We start from the raw sequence: 21,639 nt of genomic DNA on the forward strand, positions 1-21,639 counted from the left end.
GAACTGTTCGCGGGCGACGACCGGGCCTACGACGGTCTGACGTCCGAGGAGACGGCCTTCCTGGTCGCCGCGGTGGAGCAGCGGGCGGCGGAGGAACGGACCGCCACCCGGGCCCGACGCCGCAGCCGCACGCTCACGGCCTCGCTGTGCGCCGTGCTGGCGGTGGCCCTGGTCGTCGGCCTGACCGCCGTACGACTGCGTCAGGACAGCGAGAAGCAGACCACCGACACGGCCGCCCGCCGGGTGGCCGCGGTCGCCGAAGCGCTGCGGACCACCGACCCGCGCACCGCGATGCTGCTCGGCGTCGCCGCATGGCGCACCTCCCCGCTGCCGGAGTCCCGCCGAGCCCTGCTGGGCGCGCTGGCCCAGCCCGAACTGGACAACTTCACCGACCCGGCGCCCGGTGACGAACCGAACCGGTACCTCGACAGCTCCGGGCGCACCCTGCTCAGCACCAGCGACAACACCACCTGGCGGACGTGGGATCTAGGCACCCGTCGCCGTATCGCCTCGGGGCCGGTACCCGACGGGGCGATACTCGCCGCGAGTCCGGACGGCCGGGTGCTCGTCATCCAGACCGCCCAGCAGATCCAGCGGCTGTGGGACACCCGAACGAGGCGCTGGATCGGGGGCCCGTTGCCGTTCAGGAACACTGTGACCTTCGGGGCGAGTGGCCACAATTTCCTGATGAGGAGCCCGGACGACGACCGGGCCGGGCTCTACTCGGTCACCGACGGCCATCTGGTCTTCCGGACCCCGTCGGCCGGCCGGGGAGAGCTCACCCACGCGGCGGCCGACGACCGGCTGCTGGCCGTCTGTCCGCGCGGCTTGGCCCCGCAGGTCTGGGACACCTCCACGCGCAGCGTCCGTTCCGGCGCCTGGACGAGCGCTCGCGGCGTCTGTGGTGACGATGTCCTCCTGGGCCTCACCGGCGGCCGGCTCCTCGCTCTCATCGGGGGCCGGGTGCGGGTATGGGACACGACGTCGGGACGAGAGCTCGCCGACGTCGTCCACCCGGGTGCCCTTGAGGCCGTCCTGAGCGCGGACGGCTCGTTTCTGGCGACCGGCGGCGGCCAGGAGATCAGAGTGTGGCGTCTACCCAGCGGCGGCACCCCCGTTTTCCGGCACTCCTTGGACAACGAGTCGCTCTCCGGTCTCGCCTGGGACTCCTCGCGGCCCCTGCTGCGGTACCTCGAAGGGGGCACGGTCCACACCCTCGACCTCACCACGACGCTCACCCGCGCCTGGCGCACAAGTCCGCTCACCGGGGTCTGGCTCAGCCCTGACGGCAGGACGCTCGCCACCGCCGAACGTATCGGTGACCGCTACGTCTTCCAGCTGCGGAACACGCGCGACGGCCGTCTGCTGCGCACCCTGCCGGACCCGTCACATCCCGACTTCCGCACCGGCATACCGGCCGTCCCCGCGGACGTCACCGAGCCCTTGCTGTCCTTCAGCCCCGACGGAGGCACGTTCGCGTACGGAGTCTCCGCCGCCACCTGGGGCACGGAGCCTCAGCGTCTGACGGTGTGGGACGTGGGCGCCGGACGGGCGAAGACCACGGTGGACCTGGCGGCGGCGTCCGCGATGGCGCCGGACGCGATCGCCCTGGGACCGGGCGGTCGTACGCTCCTCACCGCACGTCTGACCGACGACGGCTTCGTCAACGAGACATGGCACACCACACAGCGGCGGAGGACGGCCCTCCTCCCCGGCCCGGCCGGCCGTCATCTGGCCGTCAGCCGTGACGGCGGGCTCCTCGTGACCGACAACCGCGTCGTCCGAGCGGGCCGGTCCCACGCCCAGGACCTCGTCCAGCACGATGACATCGCAGCCATCGCCTTCGCACCCGACGGCTCCGGCCTGGCGGCCGGCGACGGGACGGGCCGGGTGGCCGTCTGGGACGGCGACCTCCGGCACCGGGCGGGCATCCTGAGGAACGTCTTTCTGGGGCCCGTCGATCCGTCCACCGACTCAGCCGAGACCATCACGGCTCTCGCGTTCAGTCCGGACGGCAGCACGCTCGCCGTGGGCGGCGACGCGGGCACCGTCCAACTCTGGGACATCTCGACCCGGCAACCTCTCGGCCCTTCTCTGCCCACCCCCGGTGGAAGCATCCACACGCTCGCCTTCAGCCCGGACAGCACCATGCTGTACGCGGGCGGCGAGCACGTCCCGCTCCAGCGGTACGTCGTGGATCCCGACCGAGCGGTATCCCTCGTCTGCGCCCGCGCCGGGAACACGGAGCTGACCCGGGCACAGTGGCGCACCTACGTTCCGAACCGTCCGTACCGGCGGGTCTGCCCCTGACCGTCTCGGTGGATCATGAAAGTGACCGGGTCAGCAATGCGATCCAGCCCCGGGACTGGCGCCAGTACGGCGCGAACCGGTTCCCGCCCGCCTACCTTCCTTGCTGCTTCCGCGGACGTGGTGGTGGTGCCGGCGATCCTGCCCACCTCCCACCTTGGTCTGCGACATGCCGTGGAGAGGGGATCAGCGCGAGGGACAGGGCCGATGTCAGCACGGCCGTTCGGCGGCAACCGGTCTTCCGGATCTTCATGGACAGCTCTCCCGTCGGTTTTCTCGACCCGTTGATCAGGGCGGGCTGCTGCCCCGGTCGGGGGGAGTCGGGACCGGGGCAGCGACGGGTCGATCGTCAAGGGCCACCGCTGCGGGCCCTGGTGGACCGGCGCGAGAGATCCGCGGACGCGGCTGCCCCCTACAACCCCGGATGGATCGTCGTCGTGCGTCCATGACGGCCGGCTGTGCGCCTCAGGGCCGGTAGGGCGATGCGGCCCCCGAGGTCCACCGCGGCGCCGGCGGCTCCCAGGGTGCCACCGCCCCGGCCGTGTCCTTTGGCCGGCTGATCCCTCTCAGCGTCCACTGGGATGAACTGGACACTCTCGGCATGCTGCACCACGCCCGCCACCCGCTGCTCGTGGAGCGCGCGTGGCGTTACCTGTGGCAGCAGGACGGTTTCCGCCTCGACGACAGCGACGCCTTCCACGTGGTCACGGGACTGCGGGTCCCCTACGGGGTGCCGGTCACCGGTCCCGGTTCGTACGCCGTCCATCTGTGGCCGGAGCGGCTGGCACCGCCAGTCCGACCTATGCTTCCGCTGCTGCGGGGCTGACGGTGGCCTCACCCATGCCCACGGCGCTCTACGCAGACCAGCCGCTCCAGCGCCGGTTCCGGGACTCGAACCCCATCACCGCCCACATCCAGGTGAGCCCTGCGACCTGGGAGACGACCGGACGGATCCTCCTGGGTCGCTCCGGGAAACGTGCGCGGGGCGAGCGCGCGGGTGAGGGCTTCGGCCCCGGCGCGAAGAGGCGGGCGGGGCGTCGAGCAGGTTGCCGGGCAGCCGCCGTACGCCGGTGGCGTCCTGCACAGCGTGTCGCCCGCAAGGTAGAGGCGTGGAGCGACGACAGCGTTACGTCCGGACAAGTAGTGCGCGGAATTGTATGCGGCGGCAAGGGGGGCCTGCCGAACAACCTCCCGGCTGTGATCGTCGGTCGTGACATCGCTGCACGTCGAACAACCGGAGCCCACCATGCCCACCAGCGTCCTGATCGCGGTCGCCTTGTCCGTCCTTCTCGGGATCCTGGTTCTCTTCACAGTCCCCAGGGACACCGAGACATCCGCCTCGACGGCAGCGGACCATGTGACGATCAACGCCGAGACCGTCGCCGGCAAGAAACACGTCGACTTCCCACAGGTCCCCTGGAACATCAACCGCGGCTCGGGCGCCTATCTGACCATGCTCGACCAGCTGCGCAACCTCGCCGAGACCTCGGCCAACGGCCGCGTCATGCCCAACGTCGACACCGAGGTGAATGTCGCCATCACCGGCAACACGGAAAGTCAGAGTTTCGCCGACATCGTGATCAGCAGCGGCGACCACACCCCCGCGGTGCATGCGATCGTACGGCTCAGCGACTTCTGCGTCGTGCGGTTCTTCTCCAGCGACACCCCGCACAACTTCGTTCTGAACCTCGCCTCCGACGTCCCCAACCATGAGGACGCCGACGACAACCGGTTCCTCGGCAAGGAGGGCTACGACGCCCTCGCCCGCGTCGCGAACCAGTCGCTGACCGCCGTCAACCTGAACGAGTTCAGCCTTGAGAACAGCCTTAGGGACCTCGGCATCCGCGGCACCGACCGCACCACCCAGGCGCGCGGCATGCTGCGCTACATCATCGCCATCACCGAGGCCTCCCGGTTCCGCCCCATCGCCAACCGCATCGCGAACGGCATGGACAACGGGTCCGACGTCTTCGTCACCGCACGGCAGGTCGGCCTGATACCTGACTAGGCCAACATCAGCGATGTCTTCATCGGCCTCACCAACCGCACCGACCTCTCCACCAGCACCAGCGTCGCCAGCAACGCCATCGCGGACATCCGCGTCGCCGCGGACCTGCCGCCTCGTTCTCCAAACGCCTCCGCGGTGACCGTGGCGCGACCACTCGTACGCAGACGCACCGCCGCTTCAGCAGCCGAACTCCGTACCAGAGGTGTCACGCGGAGTGGCTCCGCCGGCAGCGTTTGCCTGCCTCACGCGGGGTTCCGTGCCCTCCGCGTGCCCACAAGGGCGGGGAACAGCGGTCAACAGCAGTGCCATCCGACCCAGACGACCGCCCCCAGAACCAGGTATCCGTGCTGGTCAGGACCAGGACCTTGGAGCCCGCCCAAGCGCCGTCGCTTCCCCAGCTGAGAGCGCGAGTTCGATTCTCATTACCCGCTCCATGATGAAACCCCAGGTCAGCAGCCTGGGGTTTTGTTCGTTATCCAGACCAATTTGAGGGTTGCGTGCCCTCCGCGTGCCCTAAGTACAGATGGGCTCCCTTTCTGTGACGCTCAGACGTCACCGCGGGAATCGCGGACGCCAAACGTCTCGAATCCTGAGACGCATTCATGTGGCCTGGGTCACCCTCGTCGGCCATGTGGGCGAAGTCGCATACGCAAAGCTGGAGTCGGGTCACGGTCCACGCGGAGGTGCCGAACTAGGCGGTTCTGCGTTGGGCAGGGAACAGTTCGAGGATGCGGGTGACCCGCCCCCAGCCCGCCACCAGCGTCGCGGCGAGAACCGCCGCCCCCAGGGTCAACCATGGACGCACGCCCTCTCCCACCCCCATCGACGGGAGGATGTGCGCGGCCCGCTGCCGCCGCCATGGCAGCAAGGATCGTCATGGCGACGTGGGCCGACTCGCGCCAGGTGTTCCGCAGACGCGACACGGGGCGGACGTCCTGGAGGGGGTCGGCGGGCAGGAACGCTGCCTGTCGGCCACGCAAATGGTCTCAGCGATGACGAGCGGCAACCGCGCCAGCTCGGTCAGTGCGGGCTCCGGGTCGACATCCACCTGATGCAACACCGCACGCGGGCCCCGGCGACGACCCAGCCCGCGGCTGCGTCGGCCTGCGGGACACGACCGACCGGAACGGGTGCTCACCACCAGGGGGCGCGATCCGGCCGCGCTCCGTTACGGGATGGTGCCGGACGGGTGGTGATTCGCCACCCACCAGGCGGCGACCCGGGCGCGGGAGCGGAATCCGAGCTTGGCCAGGATGTGCTCGATGTGGCGGTCCACCGTGCGCGGTGACAGGTCGAGCGCGGAGGCGATCTGCCGGTTGCTCATGCCCTCGGCCACCAGCGCGGCCACCTCCTTTTCCCGGGGTGTCAGGGGAGATGAGGTGGCAGCTGAGGCACTCTGCCCGGCGGCGGCCGACGCCATCAGGGCAAATTCGACGGCCCAGGCCGGACTGTCGTACTGACTGCCTTCCGCGATGGCCTTCTCGAAGGCTGTCGGGCCGAGGGCCTCCACGGCCGAGATCACCGGCGACGCCGTCGACATGATCAACCTGTCGCCGTACCGCCGCTGGTGGCCTCGCGGATCGTGTGGGACCCGCTGCTTCCGGCCCAGCAGGACCAGCTCTTCCAGCGGCTGCCGTTCGGCACCCTGATGAAGTGTGTCGCCGTCTACGACAAGCCGTTCTGGCGGGAGGACGGACTGTCCGGCCTGGGCCTGCTGCGCGGCGGCTCCCCCATCCGCGAGATGTTCGACAACACCCCGCCCGACGGCGGACCGGGCGTCCTCATGGGCTTCCTCGGCGGCAGGGAATGGCGCAAGTGGGCCCACCGTCCGGCCGCCGAGCGCCGAGGCGCCGTCCTGCGCTGCTTCGCCCAGGTCGTCGGGGACCGCGCCTTCGACACCGTCGACTACGTCGAGCAGGACTGGACCGCCGAGCAGTTCACCCAGGGCGGCCCCACCTCCGTCGCCGCCCCCGGCGTCCTCACCGACTTCGGCCAGTGGATGGGCCGCCCCCACGGCCGCGTGCACTGGGCGGGCGCCGAGTTCTCCCCCTACTGGAACGGCTACATGGACGGCGCGGTCCGCTCCGGCCGGACGACGGCCGCCGAACTCCTCGGCCGGGACTGAGCGCCAGAGGCGCCCGACAAGAGAGGAAAACCACCTGTGAACCATTACGTCATCACCGAGACCGCCGTCATCGACGCCCCCCTCGGACGGGTGTGGGACATCATCTCCCGCACCGACCGGTACGCCGAGTGGGTCGCCGGAGCCATCGAGGTCACCGACCACCACGGCATCGCCACCGTCGGCAAGACCTACGCCGAACGCAACCGCACCCTCGGCCCGCTCAAGACCGACTCCGTCTGGACGGTCAAGGAGATCGAGCCCCTCAAACGCCGCGTCGACACCGGCACCGGATTCGCCCCACTCCAGGACGTCACCAACATCTTCGAGTTCCGCCCGGTCCAAAGCCCGGACGGCCGGGACACCACCGCATTGACCTACCAGGTGGAGTACACCATCGCCCTCGGCCCACTGGGCCTGCTCCTCGACTCCATACAGCAGCCCGCGATGCGCGCCGGCATGCGCACCTCCATGGCCAACCTCAACACCCTGATCCGATCGGAGGACTCGAGCACCGGTCGACGGTGACGCCGGTCAGCGTTCGCCCGCCGCCTGCGGGCCGGGGTCCTCGGCGCCCTGGCCCGCCCCTCCCCTTCTCAGAAAACCGAGGTTCGCATCATGCCCACCACCATGCTGGCCGGACGCCTCCACCTGGACACCCGCACCTTCGCGGTCGAAGAGGTCCCCGTTCCCGTCCCCGGCCCCGGAGAGGTGCTGATCGAGGTCAGGGCCGCCGGAGTGTGTCTGTCCGACGTCCACCTGATCGACGGCAGCCTCACCCCTGCCTTTCCTGTCGAGGCGGTCACCGGTTCGGGCGCGGTCACCCTCGGCCACGAGGTCGCGGGCGTCATCCACGCCCTGGGCCCCGGCCTGTTGGGGGACTGGGTCCCCGGTATGCGGGTCGCCCTGCAGGCCGGCCAGGCGTGCGGGGCGTGCACCGACTGCATGCGCCGCTCCCCCTGTCCACGGCCGCTCACGCGCGGCGTCGACTACGACGGCGGCTGGGCCGAGTACGCCGTCGCCCGGGAGGACACCCTCGCCCCCCTCCCCGACCACCTGCCCTTCGACCAGGCCGCCATCATCCCCGACGCGGTATCCACCCCATATGCAGCGATCATCGAGACCGGGGCGGTCCGGCCGGCGCAGTGCGTCGGCATCTGGGGCGCCGGCGGTCTGGGCGCCCACGGCATCCGGCTCGCCCGCCTGGCCGGCGCCGCACCCGTCATCGCCGTCGACCCGCTGCCCGAGGCCCGCGAACGGGCCCTCGCCTTCGGCGCCGACCTCGCACTCGACCCCACCGACCCGGGATTCGCCGAAGCCGTGGGCCGGGCCACCGGCGGCCGCGGCCTCGACGCCGCCTTCGATTTCGCGGGTTTCCCAGCGGTCCGCGAGCAGGCTGCTGCGCTCCTGGGCGCCGGCGGTGTCCTCGTCCTGGCCGGCCTCACCCCGGAACCGCTCACGATCACCGACAGCACGTCCTTCAGCTACCGCGGCAACCAGATCCGCGGTCACTACGGCTCCGGACCCGAACACGTGACCCAGCTCATCCGCCTGGCCGCCGCCGGCAGGCTCGACCTGGCGCCTTCCATCACCGATCACATTCCCCTGGCCGAGGCGGCCGACGCCGTCACCCGGCTGGAGAAGAAAACCGGCAACCCGATCCGCCTCGTCCTCACCCCGTGAACCACTGACGACCCGGAAGTCGGCCTGCCCGCCTTCCGCGCCTGCCCCGAACCGAGGGAGCCCCGTTCAATAAGGTGTTCGGAGTCGAGCAGATCTGCCGTGTGCCGTCCAACTCCGCGGAATGTCGCCCGGTTTAACTTCCAGCGTCTGCATTCTGCGACCGGCATCCTTCACCCCGTCGAACATGAGGCCAACCAGTACGCTCAACACCACGTGCGTGCAGTGGGCAGGCTGCCGCGCGGGGAATTCACCACCCAGTCGATCACTCAGCGAATGGCTACCTACGAGTCCGGTCACCAATTCCCGGCCGGACGAGCCTTTCTGACGATTACACGCACCTTTGTGTTCATTTCTTTATCGACTCCCGTACCCAAGTCGGTGCCACTCTTGCTAGGTTGAAGCCCGCGCCTCCGAGGCCAAGTCAGGTAAGTCTCGCAGTTTCACAGAGGCAGAATTCCCCCCCAAGTCTTCACCAAGGCTTTCCTTGGATGCCCGAAAACCGTAGCGGTGAGCCTGGCTGCCTCGAGCCACGCCTTTCGGCATCGCAAACCCCCCAACGCATCAGAAAGCGCACGTAAGTGATGAGATCCCTTCAGCGTTTCGGCCCTCTGCTGGCCGTCTCCGCCGTGACGGTCATGCTGAGCACGCCCGGACTTGCCGCCGCCGACGAGACGGCCGACGGCAAGGACGCCACGTACTACATCTCGGTCGGTGACTCCCTGGCCTCCGGCTACCAGCCGGACGTCGACAAGGACACCGACATCGCCTACACCGACCAACTCTTCGCGCAGCTCAAGCAGCGCAGCCCGGGGCTGAAGCACATACGCCTGGGTTGCACCGCGGAGACCACCGAGTCCCTGATCAACGGCGGGAAGTGCGACTACCCGAACGCCAAGTCCCAACTGGACGCCGCCCTGCAGGCCATGGCCCAGCACAAGGGCAAGGTCGCCTACGTCACCCTCACCGTGGGCGCCAACGACATCCTGCTCAACTGCGTCAGCCCGGCCGGCACCCTCGACGCGGCATGCCTGAACAGCAAGAGCCAGAGCATGGCGAAGAACCTCGCCCAGATCGCGGGCACCCTCCGCGCGGCGGGCACGGACAACACCCAGTTCGTGGGCTCGAACTACCACAACCCGTTCCTGGGAGCCTGGCTGCAGGGCGCCGCGGGGCAGCAGGCCGCCAAGGAGTCGGCACCCCTGATCAAGGCCGCCAACGCGGGGATCACCCAGGTGTACCAGTCCACCGGCTTCAAGGTGGCGGACGTGGCCGGGGCCTTCTCCTCGGACGACTTCACCACGCAGGTGAACGTGCCCGGCGCGGGCGAGGTGCCGGCGAACGTGGCCAAGATCTGCCAGCTGACCTGGGCGTGCACGAAGAAGGACCCGCACCCCAACGCGGAAGGCCACAAGCTGATCGCAGGCGCCTTCGTGGCGGAACTCGCCAAGAACGACGCACCCGGTGCGGGCGCGTCCCCGACCCCCAGCGAGCCGGCCACGCCCGGTGAAGGCGAGTCCCCGACCCCCAGCGAGTCGCCCGAGTCCGGCACGGACACGGGGGCGAACGACCCGACCACGAACGGAGATCTCGCCGAGACAGGCGCGTCGAGCAGCGCTCCCGTCCTCGCGGGTGCCGGTCTCGCGGTCGTGGCGGTCGGTGCCGCCGCGGTCTACGTCGCGCGCAGGCGCCGTACGGGCCAACAGAGCTGACGGGCAGTCAGTGAATCGAACCTGAGCCGCAGGCCGCTCGTGGTGTCGCGGGCGGCCTGCTCGGCCACGGACGGCCGAGATGCAGACCCCGGCCAACCGGGGGGCACCGTACCACCTCAAGGGCCAGGTATCTGCGCTGGTCAGAGCCCATGGAGCCCACCCAAGCGCCGGCGCTTCCCAAGCTGAGCGCGCAAGTTCGATTCTCGTCACCCGCCCCATGCGAAACCCCAGGTCAGCGGCCTGGGGTTTCGCATGTCTAGGCACACCGATCCGCGTCGGGCGGGTTGTGCTCAGGCGGGCCGGATGGAGGCCCGTAGTTCGATCTCGTATCCGCCCTGTGGGGTGGGTTCGGCGGTGAGGGTGCCGTCGAGCAGTTCGGCGCGTTCTCTCAGGCCGATCAGGCCGTGCCGGGCGCTGGGCAGGGCGACGGACGGGCGGGTGGGGGCGGTGTTGGTGACGGTGAGGCCGAAGTGCTGCGCGTCATGCCACAGGCGCACCTCGGCGCGGGCGCCCGGGGCGTGCTTGCGGACATTCGTGAGGGCTTCTTGGACCGTGCGGTAGACGGTGCGTTGGGCGGTTGTGCTGATGCCGGGCGGGAGCTCCCCGGTCAGCGTGGTAGCGATGCCGCTGTTGGCGATCAGCTGCTGGAGGTCGGCGAGGGTGGGCTGCGGAGTGAGTTCGGTGTCCTTGCCGCCGGAGGCGCGCAGCAGGGTGACCATGTGGCGGAGTTCGTCGAGGGTGTTCACGCTCAGGGTGCGGATGGTGCGGGCGGCGTCGCGGGCCTCCGGGTCTTTGGCGGCGACCTGCAGGGCCCCGGCCTGCACGGCGATGAGGCTGACCTGGTGGGAGACGACGTCGTGCATCTCGCGGGCCAGTTGGGCGCGTTCGCGGGCGAGGACGGTCTGGGCGTACAGGGCGCGTTCGTGTTCGCGGGCCACTTCGACCTCGACGAGCTGGCGGGCCACGTCGTGTCCGGCCTGCACGAGCTGACCGCACAGGATCGGGGCGAAGGCCATGGCGAGCGTGTAGACGAAGTCGATGAGCGTCCAGGTCCGGTCGCCGGAGAACCCGTCGGACAGGGGCCAGGCGAGGGTGCCCACCGCCGCGTTCAGCAGGGCGCATCCAGCCAGCAGCGGGCGGTTACGGGTGCGCGTGGCCAGTGTGTACAGGGCTGCGATCGGCGCGACTGCCACGTCCATGAGCAGGGTCATGGGCAGTGTCAGCAGGAAGACGGTCATCGGAAAGCGCCTGCGCAGGATCAGTCCGACGCACCCGAGGGCGACGACGGCCCACATGAGGGGTGTCGCCTCGGAGTGGAGGTTGATCCAGGCGTCGAGCGCGGCGAGCACGACGAGGCCCGTGTCGACGGCCCAGGGCGGCACCCGCCGCCACAGTGCCTCACCCGTGCTCATCACCGGTCGTCCCGTGCCGGGGCGGCGCCGACGTCGCCATTGTCGTCGAGCAGCCCGGCCCGCTCGACGAGCAGTGCCGCCTGGACGCGGTCGGCGACCCGGAGCTTGGTCAGGATCGAGCTGACGTGGTCCTTGACGGTGCCCGCGCTCAGGTGGATGCGGGTGCCGATGTCGGCGTTGGACAGTCCTTCCGCGATCAGGACGAGGACGTCACGTTCGCGGTCGGTGAGCAGGTTCACGCGCGCCACGTCCGCGTCCTGGGGCGTGTCCGCCCCAGGATGGCCGCGCAGCAGGGCCCGCGAGGCTTTCGGGGACATGACCACCCCGCCCGCGGCCAGGGTGCGTACCAGTCGGGCGAGCCGTTCGGGTTCGGTGTCCTTGAGCAGGAAGCCCGCGGCTCCCGAGCGCAGCGCGCTCAGGATGTACTCGTCGGTGTCGACAGTGGTCAGCATGGCCACCGTCGGCGGCTCGGGCAGCGTCTGGATCTCCCTCAGAACGGTCAGGCCGTCCACGTCCGGCATGCGGATGTCGAGGAGCACGACGTCCGGATGCTCGCGCCGGATCACTTCGGCGGCCTGCGCTCCTTCCGCGGTCGCCACGACCTGGATGCCGTCGGAGGCGTTCAGGATCAGCTCGAACCCGGACCGCACCAGCGCCTCGTCGTCCACCACCACTACCCGGATCACCGGCGTTCCGCCCCACACTCGTCTGCTCCGTCCAGCTTCTCGACGTCCCTGTACACCCCTGCGCCCCGCATCGGGGCGCTCACGTTCCCGTACGGTGATCGCTCGCTGTCGACGGTACGTCCGGCCAGGTGCGGGACGGTGCGGCCGCCCTAGACTCCCGCCACCCGGCAGGCCGGTTCCAGCCATTCGGGGGGAGCGTTCCAACCCGTCGGCGGGTGGGTGGGCGAGGTCCGGCGGATGGTGTCGGCGGTTCTCGTCCGGTGGGGTCGATCCGTGGGCCCGACCGGGTCCGCCGGCCGCAGTCGATTTCCGAACCGTTCGAGGATCACCCAGCCATGCCCGAATTGAACCTTCGTCAGCCTGTCCGTGCTCTGCGCCGCTGTGCGGCGCAGCCCCATGTGCTGTTCGGGGGCGTGTACGGGGCGGTACTGGCCAGCTCCATGGTGGCCGCCCTGACGGAGCAGGGTGAGACGGCGCCCGCCGACCGGTTCAGCAGCGCCCAGTGGCTCCTGATCACCGCCGCCGCATCGGCCTTGGCGCACGGTTACGCGCATCTGATCGCCCTGCGCGGCGACCGGACCCATCACGGTGCGCGCGCCGCGGTGCGGCTGTTGCTGTCCGAGTGGCCGTTGGTGGTGGCGACGGTGCCGACGGTGGTCCTACTGCTCGGCGCGGGCTGGGGGTGGTGGCCCTCGGCGGGCATCGAGTACGTGGCCTTCGCCGTGAACGTGGTGCTGCTGTTCGTCTGGGGCCTGTTCGCGGCCCGCGCTGCCGGTCGCACCTGGAGTTCCGCCTTGATGATCGGCACCGTTGACTCGTTGCTCGGGCTGACGGTCGTGGTGGCCAACGCCTTCATCAAGTAGGCGGTTGGCCGTCCGGGCCCGCCGGCCCGGCCGCCGCTGCTCTGTTCCGCCGGTCGGTGGGGCGGTACCAGCCGGTCGGCGGGGGCGTTACCGAAGCCTGCCGGATGGTCCGTCTCCTGACGGCCACGCGAGATTTGCCGTATGACACAGACACAGCCGCCACAGGAGACGACGGCTCCGCAGGAGAACTCGCCTCCGCTGTCCCGAACCTCCCCCGAGTCCGCCGCGCCGGCCTCGCCCGGTCCCTCGATGGGACGCCTCGTCGGGGTGGACCTGGCCCGCGCGCTGGCGGTGTTCGGCATGTACGTCGTGCACATCGGCCCCCCGCTGTCCGCCACGAGCGGCGTCGCCAGCTGGATCCGGTACATATCGGACGGTCACTCGTCGGTCCTGTTCGCCACCCTCGCCGGGTTCTCCCTGATGCTGATCGCCGGCCGACGCGAGCCGAAGACCGGCCTGGCCGGCCGGCAGGCGAAGGCCCGCATCGCGATCCGCGCCGTGGTCCTGCTGGTGCTGGGCACCGTGATGGCGATGGAGTACGGGGGAGTGATCATCCTCGGCTTCTACGGGGTCTACTTCCTCCTCGCCCTGCCCCTGGTCCGCCTGAGCGCCAAGACCCTCGCGATCATCGCGGCCGCGTTCGCCCTCGTCACACCGCAGCTGGCGTTCGCCCTGAACTCGCTGCTGACCCCGTCGGTCCAGCAGACCATCAACGCCTACGACCCGCTCACCCGCCTCGGCGAGGTGGGAGTGCTCGACCTGCTGCTCACCGGCTTCTACCCGGCGCTCACGTGGATGTCGTTCGTGATCGCGGGCATGGCACTGGGCCGCCTCGACCTGTCCTCCGGCACCGTCCAGAAGCGCCTGGCCGCCTTCGGTGCCGCCCTCACGGCGGCCGCGTACGGCATGTCCCTGCTGCTCGCCGGCCCCGGCGCGTTGCGGAGCCTGGCGGAAGGCGGGTCGTCGGCCGGCGGCTCCGGGTCGGCGTCCCTCGGCAGCATGCCGTCGTCCGGCGGCTCCGGGTCGATGCCGCTGGACGGCGGGTCGTTCCCCGAGATGCCGGCGTCGTCGCTCCTGGCGGCCGGGCCGCACAGCGGGACCACGTTCGACATCATCGGCAGCGTGGGCGTCGCGATCCTCGTGATCGTGGGCGCGACCGTGCTGATGGACCGCCTGCCGCGACTGCGCCGTCTGGCCACACCGGTCATCGCCGTGGGCACCATGTCCCTGACGGCCTACGTCGGCCACTTCGTCGCACAGTCCGTGTTTTCCACGCCTGCCGGGACCGGCACCCAGCAGTCATGGGTACCGCTGCTCATGTACGTCCTCGGGGCGATCGTGTTCGCCACCGTCTGGTCCCGCTTCTTCCGCCGCGGCCCCCTGGAGCATCTGCTCAGCACCGCGACCAAGCCCGCCAAGTACATCCGGTGAGGTCCGGCCGGGGTGGGACGCCTGCACGTCCCACCCCGGCCTGGACGGCCTGCCCGGCCCGCAAGGGGATCGCCCTTGCGGGCTTCGGCCGTGGTCCCGGCCGACCGCTGTCAGCTCCGCCCGTCGCCGACCGGCCGTCCAGGGCAGGGTCCGGGCGACTGCGGGACATGCGTGGGCGTGATGCCCGGCGCGGCCCGGGGCAACGGCTGGTGCGGGTCAGGAGACGGTGGCCGCCGGTGCGGCTGAGACGGCCACCCAGGCAGGTGTGGAGACCCGCACCGGGCAACGCCGGGGAAACCCGTCCGGTCGTGGACACCGCCCTCCTCGACCGCGTCCACGACGACGTGGCTGACAGCCGCGACATCGATGCGGTCCAACTCGCCCGAGAGCTCCAAGCTCAAGAAGGCGCCCGTCATCGGGCGCGATGTGGTGGCCGAGCTGCCGCTCCCCGAGCAGGGGAAGAACCTCCCGCAGTTGCTCTTGGCCCAGCAATCGCCGCACGCGGACTTCGTCGTGTCCGGCGTCCGGGAGGTGCTCCAGCGGTACCTCCTCCGCTTCGCGCACACGCCCCCGCCCGGTGCTCGGGTTGATCACGACTCGGCACACGTACGCGCCGGCCCGCGCCTCCTCACGAATGCAGGCCGCCCGCCTGCGTGTACAGGAGGGCGGCCTGCAGAGAAGGTCCTCGGCGTCGCAGTCCCGTCTCACCCGCCGGGGCGTCCCGCCGAGGTCAGGAGCTGCGTCGCCGCGAGCCGCGCGTACAGCTCGTCCTCGGCCACCAGCTCCTCGTGGGTGCCGACCGCGCGGACCCTGCCCGCGTCCATGACGACGATGCGGTCGGCGTCCGTGACGGTCGACAGGCGATGGGCCACCACCAGCACGGTGGTCTCGCGTGCGGTCTCGGCGATGACGTCCCGCAGTGCCAGTTCGTTGACAGCGTCGAGCTGCGAAGTCGCCTCGTCCAGGAGCAGCAGCCGGGGCCTGCGCAGCATTGCGCGGGCGATCGCGATGCGCTGGCGCTCCCCGCCGGACAGTTTCGTGCCGCGGTGCCCGACCGGGGTGTCCAGGCCGTGCGGGAGACGCTCGACGAGGGCGTCGAGCCTGGTCCGGGTGAGGACCTCGCGTATATCGTCGTCGGTCGCGCCGGGCGCGGCGAAGACCAGGTTCTCCCGCAGCGTGCCGGCCAGCACCGGCGCGTCCTGCTCGACGTATCCGATGACGGACCGCAGCTCGGGCAGCGGCCACTGTGTCACGTCCTTGCCGTCGACCAGGACACGGCCGCCGGTCGCTTCGTAGAACCGCTCGACGAGCGCGAAGATCGTCGACTTGCCCGCACCCGAGGGGCCGACGAACGCCGTCATCCCGCCGCCCGGCACCTCGAAGTCCACCCGCTGGTGGATGTCCGGCAACCCGGTCCCGTAGCGGAAGGACACCTCCTCGAAGCGAACCGACGCCGGACGTGGCCGCACCGTCCCGGTCGCCGCGGGCCGCGCCGACCGGTGCCGGTCCTGCTTCTCTGTCGCCAGGCGGTCCACCTGCGCGATCCGGGCGATCGCGGCCGCACCCTCCTGGTAGTGGGACGCTGCCTCGACCAGCTTGTACACCGGCTCCATCAGGTAGAAGAGGTACAGCAGGAACGCGATGAGCGTGGACACGGGCATGTCCCCGGACGCCACCCGCGCCCCGCCGACGGCGAGTACCGCGAGGAACGCCGGCTCGACGGCGAGGTCGTCCGCCGAACCCAGCACGGCCTCCCACTTCGCGCTGCGCACGCCGTGGCGCCACGCCCTGCGTGCCGCCGCCTCGACGCGAGCGGTCTCCCGCTCCTCGGCGCCGGACGCCTTCACCGTGCGGAACGCGCCGAAGACCCGCTCCAGGCCCGTGGACATCTCCCCGACGGCCACCTGCGCACGCTCGGCGGCCTCCCCGATCTTCGGCATCACCAGCGCGGCAGCCACACCGACGACCGCGACGACTCCGAGCGTGACGCCCAGCAGGACGGCATCGAGGAACGCCATCACCACGACCGCCGCGACCAGCGTCACCGCCCCCGTCGCCGCGGAGACCACCGCCTGGGTGCTGACGGCCCGCAACAGCGTGGTGTCGGAGGTCACCCGGGACATCAGATCGCCCGGCTGCATCCGGTCCACCTCCGTGAGGCGCAGCCGCAGCAACCGTCCGATGAGGCTGCGGCGGGCGGCGAGCACCACCGACTCCGCCGTCCGTTCCAGCACATAGGCACCGAACGCCTCGGCCACCATGCTCAGCAGGACCAGAACGGTCATGGCCAGCAGAATGGTGCCGATCGTGCCACCGGACGAGAGCCGGTCGACCAGCGTCTTCGTGGCCAGCGGCTGCAGCAGCCCTCCGGCGGCCCCTACCAGCGCCAACAGCAGACCGAGCGCGACGGCCCACCGGTGCGGACGGACGTACCCGTACAGCGCCTGGAGCGTCTCGCGGGCGCGCAAGGACTCGGCACCCGTCGCCTCTGGGGCGGATGCGATGTTCACAGGATTCCTTTCCCACATGGTCGGCCGCGCACCGCGTCGCTGGTTGCCACGGCCCTCGTAACGAGCGTGTGCACAACGGCATCACGGAGATCAGGGCGTACGACGGCCGGGCGCCCGCCCCGAGAGATCCGCGATCGCCGGCTCAGTGGACCAGGGAGGCCGCCCGCGTGGCGAAGACGTGCACCCCTGCCTCGTAGAACTCAGGACGGACGACGAACAAGACACCGGCGCCCGCCACCAGCGTCAGGCCGAGAAGTTCCAACAACCCGCCTCTGCGAGGTGTGACGTCACGGCCTGGCACGTCGATGTCGGCCGACGCCCCGACGGTGGTCCCTGGCTCCTTGTCACGAACGTGCTGTGTCATGCCTCCAGGCTGGACGCCCGGCCGCTCCGCGCATATCCGGCGACTGTCGGGCCCGCCCCCGCCGAGTGGCTGGAGAGGACCGGCCGGAGGTAGTACGGCATCAACTCTGCGTGGCGCCGACCGATGAGTCCGGCTCGTCGGTCCCCGGGGAGCCGGGACGGCCGGCAGCCGACGGGGGCGGGCCGGTCAAGGACCGGGCGATGACCACCGAGCCGCCGCCGTGGAGCAGAACGCTGCCGAGCACCGTCGGGGTCATGGCGTACAGGGCGGTGTCGGCGTACCGCCCGTCCGACAGAGCGTTGAACGCGAGCAGGCCGAACACGATGGAGGTGGTGCCGCGTGGTCCGAGCGCGCCGACCATGAGCCGTTCTCGCCAGGTGAACTTCGAGCCGAGGAAGGCGCGAGCATGATCGGAAGTGTCAGCGCAGGCAGACGGTACATCGGACGAGGGCCGGCAGACAGCACCGGCCCTCGCGCCGGCTCCGGCATACGCCCATGGTGGGGCCGCCCGCGTTCTCCCGGCTGGAGATGAAGCGCGGATGGTCGGCGGTGTCCAGGCCGAGGTAGATACCGATGTGGCCGATCCGTCCGCCGGGCAGTTCCCGTGTCTTGAAGAAGACCAGGTCACCGGGCTGGAGCTGCTGGATGACGGCGGGGCGGCGGTCGGTGAGGGGGATCACGGGTACGCCGAGCCGCCCGCGGGCGATCGCGTAGGGGGTCCACTGCAGCCCGTTGCCCGCCGCGCCGTCCCTGCTGTTCAGCGGGAAACCCGAGCGGTATCCGTACACCAGCCGGACACAGCCGGAGCTGTCGACGGAGCGCGCGCGGTCCGTGGAGGCGCGGACCGCCGTCGGCGGGCGAGCAGGACTCCACCAGTGCCCTCCTCGCCCACCGGTCTCGCTGACCGTGTGCGGCGGTCGGGGCCCCCGAGTCATGTGCTTGGGGCTGCCTCCGACCGCGGTCATGTGGCTGCCAGCAGGATGGCCGTGTAGTGCGCGGTGAAGGCGGCGATGGTGAGGGCGTGGAAGACCTCGTGGAAGCCGAACCAGGCCGGTGAGGGGTCGGGGCGCTTGAGTCCGTAGACGACGGCGCCCGCGGTGTAGAGCAGCCCGCCGATGATGACGAGTACGACGACCGCCGTGCCGCCGGTGCGTGCGAAGTCGGGCAGGTTGAAGACGGCGACCCAGCCCAGCGCGATGTAGCACGGGGTGTACAGCCACCGGGGAGCCCCGATCCACAGGATGCGGAAGGCGATGCCGGCCAGGGCACCCGCCCACACCACGGCCAGCAGCACCCGCTGCTGACCCTCTGGCAGCAGCAGTACCGCCAGCGGGGTGTAGGTGCCGGCGATGATCAGGAAGATGTTCGCGTGGTCCAGCCGCCGCAGGACCGCCTCCCCGCGCGGACCCCATGTTCCGCGGTGGTAGACCCCGCTGGTGCCGAACAGCAGACAGGCCGACAGCGCGTACACCGAGCAGGCCGCCACTGCCGCCGCCGAGCGCGAGACGGCGATCAGGACGATGCCGCCGACCAGCGACAGGGGGAACACGCCGGCGTGCAGCCAGCCGCGCAGCCTCGGCTTCAGCACAGCCGCCGCGCGCTCCACCCCGCCTTCCAGGCCGACGGCGGCAGCCAGGCGGCCGGTTGGGCCGACGGGCGCATCGACGGCGGGGGTGCGCAGGGCGTCGGGAGTGGTGCCGGGGCGGGGCTGGGGACAGCGCCCGTGTTCCGGCGGCTGAGTGTCTTCGGCGATCATGCGCTCGTATTCTGAGATCGGCGGATCAAGTACGGCCTGGCCGGTCGCTGCGGGCTGCGGGTCAGATGCCGGCCGTGTGCCGGGAAGCGGCGCGGCGGTGTTCGGCGTTGATGCGCTGGGCTTCTTCGAGCTGGTCTTCGAGGATGATGATGCGGCAGGCGGCCTCGATGGGGGTCCCGTGGTCGACGAGTTCCCGGGCGCGGGCGGCGATCCGCAGCTGGTAGCGGGAGTAGCGGCGATGTCCGCCCTCGGAGCGGAGCGGGGTGATGAGGCGGGCTTCGCCGAGGGCGCGCAGGAAGCTCGGGGTGGTGTCGAGCATCTCGGCAGCTCGACCCATGGTGTAGGCGGGGTAATCGTCGTCGTCGAGACGGCCGAAGGAATCGTCTGCTGTCATCTCACCTCTCTGTGGAACGCGTGGAGGGGCCCTGGTGCCGTACTGGCACCAGGGCCCCGAAGGAACTGCTACACCATCTGCCGGCCCCAGTGCTGCGCCGACCTTCTGTGTCCGCTGACCCGACCGAGACGCTGTCGGGGACGCGGGGATCGCGGTTGCTCGACCGGAGACCACCTCACTATCGATGTCCTGCGGTACCCGGGCTTGATATTGCCCCGCCCGGGCGATCCTGATGGCGCTCGGCTCCTCCGTTCTTCCCTCTGAACCAATCACTTGCCGAACGGGTACTGCGCACTGCTTGCACTGCTGATACTGCGAACCGCTGGTGGCCTCGCGAAGCGCCACTCTTCGGCAGCCAGCCCCGTCGCCCGTCCTGCGTCTGCCTGGCTTGGAACCCCGCTGCCGAACCTCCCGATGCGCGCGCCCGCAGCCGACGCCTTCACCGAGGTACTGCCCACTGACTTCACTGCTGGGTACTGCGAACCTTCACTTACGGGTACTGCCACTGCGGTACTGCTCATGGCGGCCCCTGATCACCGCGGGCCACCCGGTCCGGTCGTCAGCCCCGTCGCCCGTCCTGCGACAACCCTGGCTTCGGAACTCCACCACCGCACCGTCCTGCGCACTACAACTGCGTGACGCTGCCCGGCAGTTCGTATCTGCCGGGCCCTTCTGTCTCTCTGGCTACGAGAGAAACCATAGCCATGGCGCCACCTAATGTCTACTCCAGCCACTGTAGATTTTCGCGCGTTCGATGGGGAGGTAATCGCGACGCGGACGACGCGGTCGTCGGCGACCAGCCGCGTCGGGGGTTCCTCCCAGACGCGCGCGTCCGGGCCGACACGTGCGACCGGGCCCAGCGGCTCGGTCAGAGCGGTGATCAGGGCGGGAAGCCCGGGCGCGATGTCACGGGAGCGCGGCCACCACGCCCCCGTCGAGAACGCCCCGCCGGCCGGTTGTCGTCTCCGGCCTCACGACGGCCGTACCGGGCTTCACGGCCCGGTGGACGGTGTCCGGCAGGAGCCCGTCACCGCGGGAGCCGGGGCCTGTTGCGTAATCAGCTTCCCTCGGGGGTACCCGCCGCGGCCGCCATGAGCAGTTCCGCGGCCTCCTCGGTCGTGTCGGGGGGCACGACCAGAAGGTCCCAGCGCCCCCGGCCGGGGGCGAGCAGGACGATGGTGGACGGGGCGGACGCGGCCGGGGTTCTGCGCAGTCGTACGACCTGGTCGGACACGAACATCCGGCCGGCCGTCGCGGGCCAGACCGCTCCGTTGACGGTGACGCTGGTGACGTGACCCCACTCCCGTGGCAACCCGGCGAGCAGACGCGGGAGTTCGACGAGGAGGTCGTAGGAGCGCGGCCACCACGCTCCGTCGATGGCCCGGGACAGGTCGCCGCGGGGGGCCAGGCGCAGGCGCAGGACGGGGTGAGAGGGAAGTGGGGGTTGCAGTGCGGTGGTCATGGGCCGGGCTCCTGTCGGCTGCCGTGCGCGGATGGGTGGTTGACGTCAGGCGCGGCGGGCCGCGCACCGCTCCGGCGTGAGCCGGCGCGCGTCGTGCACCGGTCGAGGCGTTCGAGGCGTTCGAGGAGGCGGATGACGGCGGCCTACGGGTCGACCCACTTCGACGGAGGCGCCGCCGGGGTGACGGGCTGCCCTGGGCCGGGTGATGTGCTGGAGACGACCTGTCCGGTCGGCACGGAACACCCTGGTGCTCCCCACCGTACTCCTCGTGCGGGACGGGGCCCCGGACACCGCTGGTCGGCGCCCTCCGGCAGGTGGTCCGGGCCGGTGGCGCGTTGACACCCACCGTCGCCGGACGTTGACTGGCAGCACGGCGCAGGGCCAGGAAGGGAAGGGGCGACCGGGTCTCCGGAAGCCTGCGGCAGGCCGTCCAGGAGGCGAACGGCGCCTTCGGGCGGTGACCTCATCCCAGGGAAGCGGTACACACCACGATGTACGACCAGACACGCGCCCAGCAGCCCGCGGACCGGCCCCAGGGCATCCACGGACGCCCTGCCGCGGGCCCGGAGCCGCTGCTCCCCTCGGACGGACGGGAGGAGATCGCGCGCCGCCTCGGACATGCCGTCAATACCTTCGCGGACAGCCCGCGCGAGGCGCTGGAGCAGGCGGAGGAGGCGTTCGACGAGGCCGCCGCCCAGTTGGTGAACGCCCTCGCGGAGCGTCGGCGGGCCCTGCGCGCGGGGTGGGCGGACCTGGACCACGAGACGCAGTCCACCGAACTGCGCTTCGCGCTGCGGGAGTACCGCGAGATCACCGGACGGCTGCTGCGCGTATAGGCGGCCACGGGACCGGCGGTGGGCGCGGTGTGCCGCCGGGCGGCGGGCGGCGGGCGGCGGGCGCCGGGCGGCGGGCGGCGGGCGCCGGGCGGCGGG

20 protein-coding genes and 1 pseudogene are annotated in these 21,639 nt (G+C 70.8%); 10 read left to right on the plus strand and 11 right to left on the minus strand.

What is annotated here, in order from left to right:
• The 3 genes from ACFU5F_RS39315 to ACFU5F_RS39325 all read left to right on the plus strand — a co-directional run.
• On the plus strand, positions 1-2,310 hold a 2,310-nt coding region (locus tag ACFU5F_RS39315; protein ID WP_383898087.1), incomplete at its 5' end, for a WD40 repeat domain-containing protein.
• Between the two features lie 598 nt (positions 2,311-2,908).
• Complete coding sequence (locus tag ACFU5F_RS39320) at positions 2,909-3,133, plus strand: hypothetical protein (RefSeq protein WP_383898089.1); 225 nt, start codon at positions 2,909-2,911, stop codon at positions 3,131-3,133.
• 420 nt (positions 3,134-3,553) lie between these two features.
• Entirely contained in the window at positions 3,554-4,315 is a 762-nt protein-coding gene (locus tag ACFU5F_RS39325) for a ribosome-inactivating family protein (protein ID WP_383898091.1), read from the plus strand.
• A 1,168-nt stretch (positions 4,316-5,483) separates the two neighbouring features.
• Here ACFU5F_RS39325 and ACFU5F_RS39330 read toward each other — a convergent pair.
• Positions 5,484-5,855 (minus strand): response regulator transcription factor, encoded by a 372-nt coding sequence (locus ACFU5F_RS39330; RefSeq protein WP_383898092.1) that lies wholly within the window; start codon positions 5,853-5,855, stop codon positions 5,484-5,486.
• Here ACFU5F_RS39330 and ACFU5F_RS39335 point away from each other — a divergent pair.
• The 4 genes from ACFU5F_RS39335 (at position 5,772) to ACFU5F_RS39350 (ending at position 9,829) form a co-directional block, all read left to right on the plus strand.
• On the plus strand, positions 5,772-6,440 hold the full coding sequence (locus ACFU5F_RS39335; RefSeq protein WP_383898119.1) for a flavin monoamine oxidase family protein: 669 nt from the start codon (positions 5,772-5,774) through the stop codon (positions 6,438-6,440). The two genes, ACFU5F_RS39330 and ACFU5F_RS39335, sit on opposite strands and share 84 nt — an antisense overlap.
• A 36-nt stretch (positions 6,441-6,476) precedes the next feature.
• On the plus strand, positions 6,477-6,965 hold the full coding sequence (locus ACFU5F_RS39340; protein ID WP_383898094.1) for an SRPBCC family protein: 489 nt from the start codon (positions 6,477-6,479) through the stop codon (positions 6,963-6,965).
• A 90-nt stretch (positions 6,966-7,055) separates the two neighbouring features.
• Positions 7,056-8,120 (plus strand): zinc-binding dehydrogenase, encoded by a 1,065-nt coding sequence (locus ACFU5F_RS39345; RefSeq protein ID WP_383898096.1) that lies wholly within the window; start codon positions 7,056-7,058, stop codon positions 8,118-8,120.
• Between the two features lie 581 nt (positions 8,121-8,701).
• A complete protein-coding gene (locus ACFU5F_RS39350; RefSeq protein WP_383898098.1) occupies positions 8,702-9,829 on the plus strand; it encodes a GDSL-type esterase/lipase family protein in 1,128 nt (375 codons plus the stop codon).
• Between the two features lie 290 nt (positions 9,830-10,119).
• Here ACFU5F_RS39350 and ACFU5F_RS39355 read toward each other — a convergent pair whose 3' ends face one another.
• Positions 10,120-11,241: a sensor histidine kinase gene (locus ACFU5F_RS39355; RefSeq protein WP_383898100.1), complete on the minus strand. Its 1,122-nt coding sequence runs from the start codon at positions 11,239-11,241 to the stop codon at positions 10,120-10,122.
• Positions 11,241-11,915: a response regulator gene (locus ACFU5F_RS39360; protein ID WP_383898121.1), complete on the minus strand. Its 675-nt coding sequence runs from the start codon at positions 11,913-11,915 to the stop codon at positions 11,241-11,243. Before ACFU5F_RS39360 ends, ACFU5F_RS39355 begins: the two co-directional genes overlap by 1 nt.
• Positions 11,916-12,262: 347 nt before the next feature.
• Between ACFU5F_RS39360 and ACFU5F_RS39365 the strand changes: the two genes are divergently transcribed.
• Both ACFU5F_RS39365 and ACFU5F_RS39370 read left to right on the plus strand, forming a co-directional pair.
• The gene (locus ACFU5F_RS39365) at positions 12,263-12,790 is read left to right on the plus strand and encodes a hypothetical protein (protein WP_383898101.1); all 528 of its coding nucleotides are present in this window, start codon (positions 12,263-12,265) and stop codon (positions 12,788-12,790) included.
• A gap of 141 nt (positions 12,791-12,931) precedes the next feature.
• Complete coding sequence (locus tag ACFU5F_RS39370) at positions 12,932-14,221, plus strand: DUF418 domain-containing protein (protein WP_383898103.1); 1,290 nt, start codon at positions 12,932-12,934, stop codon at positions 14,219-14,221.
• A gap of 704 nt (positions 14,222-14,925) precedes the next feature.
• Here ACFU5F_RS39370 and ACFU5F_RS39375 read toward each other — a convergent pair.
• From ACFU5F_RS39375 to ACFU5F_RS39410, 8 genes and pseudogenes are all read right to left on the minus strand, one after another.
• On the minus strand, positions 14,926-16,731 hold the full coding sequence (locus tag ACFU5F_RS39375) for an ABC transporter ATP-binding protein (protein ID WP_383898105.1): 1,806 nt from the start codon (positions 16,729-16,731) through the stop codon (positions 14,926-14,928).
• Positions 16,732-16,873: 142 nt separating this feature from the next.
• Complete coding sequence (locus ACFU5F_RS39380; protein WP_383898106.1) at positions 16,874-17,095, minus strand: hypothetical protein; 222 nt, start codon at positions 17,093-17,095, stop codon at positions 16,874-16,876.
• A gap of 100 nt (positions 17,096-17,195) precedes the next feature.
• Positions 17,196-17,456 (minus strand): hypothetical protein, encoded by a 261-nt coding sequence (locus ACFU5F_RS39385; protein ID WP_383898108.1) that lies wholly within the window; start codon positions 17,454-17,456, stop codon positions 17,196-17,198.
• Between the two features lie 58 nt (positions 17,457-17,514).
• Positions 17,515-18,030, minus strand: coding sequence for an NlpC/P60 family protein (locus tag ACFU5F_RS39390; protein WP_383898109.1), 516 nt, complete (start codon positions 18,028-18,030; stop codon positions 17,515-17,517).
• Between the two features lie 26 nt (positions 18,031-18,056).
• Positions 18,057-18,851, minus strand: coding sequence for a hemolysin III family protein (locus ACFU5F_RS39395; protein ID WP_383898111.1), 795 nt, complete (start codon positions 18,849-18,851; stop codon positions 18,057-18,059).
• A 61-nt stretch (positions 18,852-18,912) separates the two neighbouring features.
• Positions 18,913-19,245 carry a MerR family transcriptional regulator gene (locus ACFU5F_RS39400; RefSeq protein WP_383898113.1) on the minus strand — a complete coding sequence of 111 codons (333 nt, stop codon included), beginning with the start codon at positions 19,243-19,245 and terminating at the stop codon, positions 18,913-18,915.
• Positions 19,246-20,015: 770 nt separating this feature from the next.
• Positions 20,016-20,265: pseudogene (locus tag ACFU5F_RS39405) on the minus strand (DUF5994 family protein); the annotation flags it as partial.
• 37 nt (positions 20,266-20,302) lie between these two features.
• On the minus strand, positions 20,303-20,707 hold the full coding sequence (locus tag ACFU5F_RS39410) for a DUF5994 family protein (protein ID WP_383898115.1): 405 nt from the start codon (positions 20,705-20,707) through the stop codon (positions 20,303-20,305).
• Positions 20,708-21,198: 491 nt separating this feature from the next.
• On the opposite strand from ACFU5F_RS39410, the gene ACFU5F_RS39415 reads away from it, so the two are divergent.
• Positions 21,199-21,543 (plus strand): hypothetical protein, encoded by a 345-nt coding sequence (locus tag ACFU5F_RS39415; protein WP_383898117.1) that lies wholly within the window; start codon positions 21,199-21,201, stop codon positions 21,541-21,543.
• Positions 21,544-21,639 lie beyond the last annotated feature (96 nt).

It is taken from the genome of Streptomyces sp. NPDC057438 (assembly GCF_042802995.1).
Taxonomy (GTDB): Bacteria; Actinomycetota; Actinomycetes; order Streptomycetales; family Streptomycetaceae; genus Streptomyces.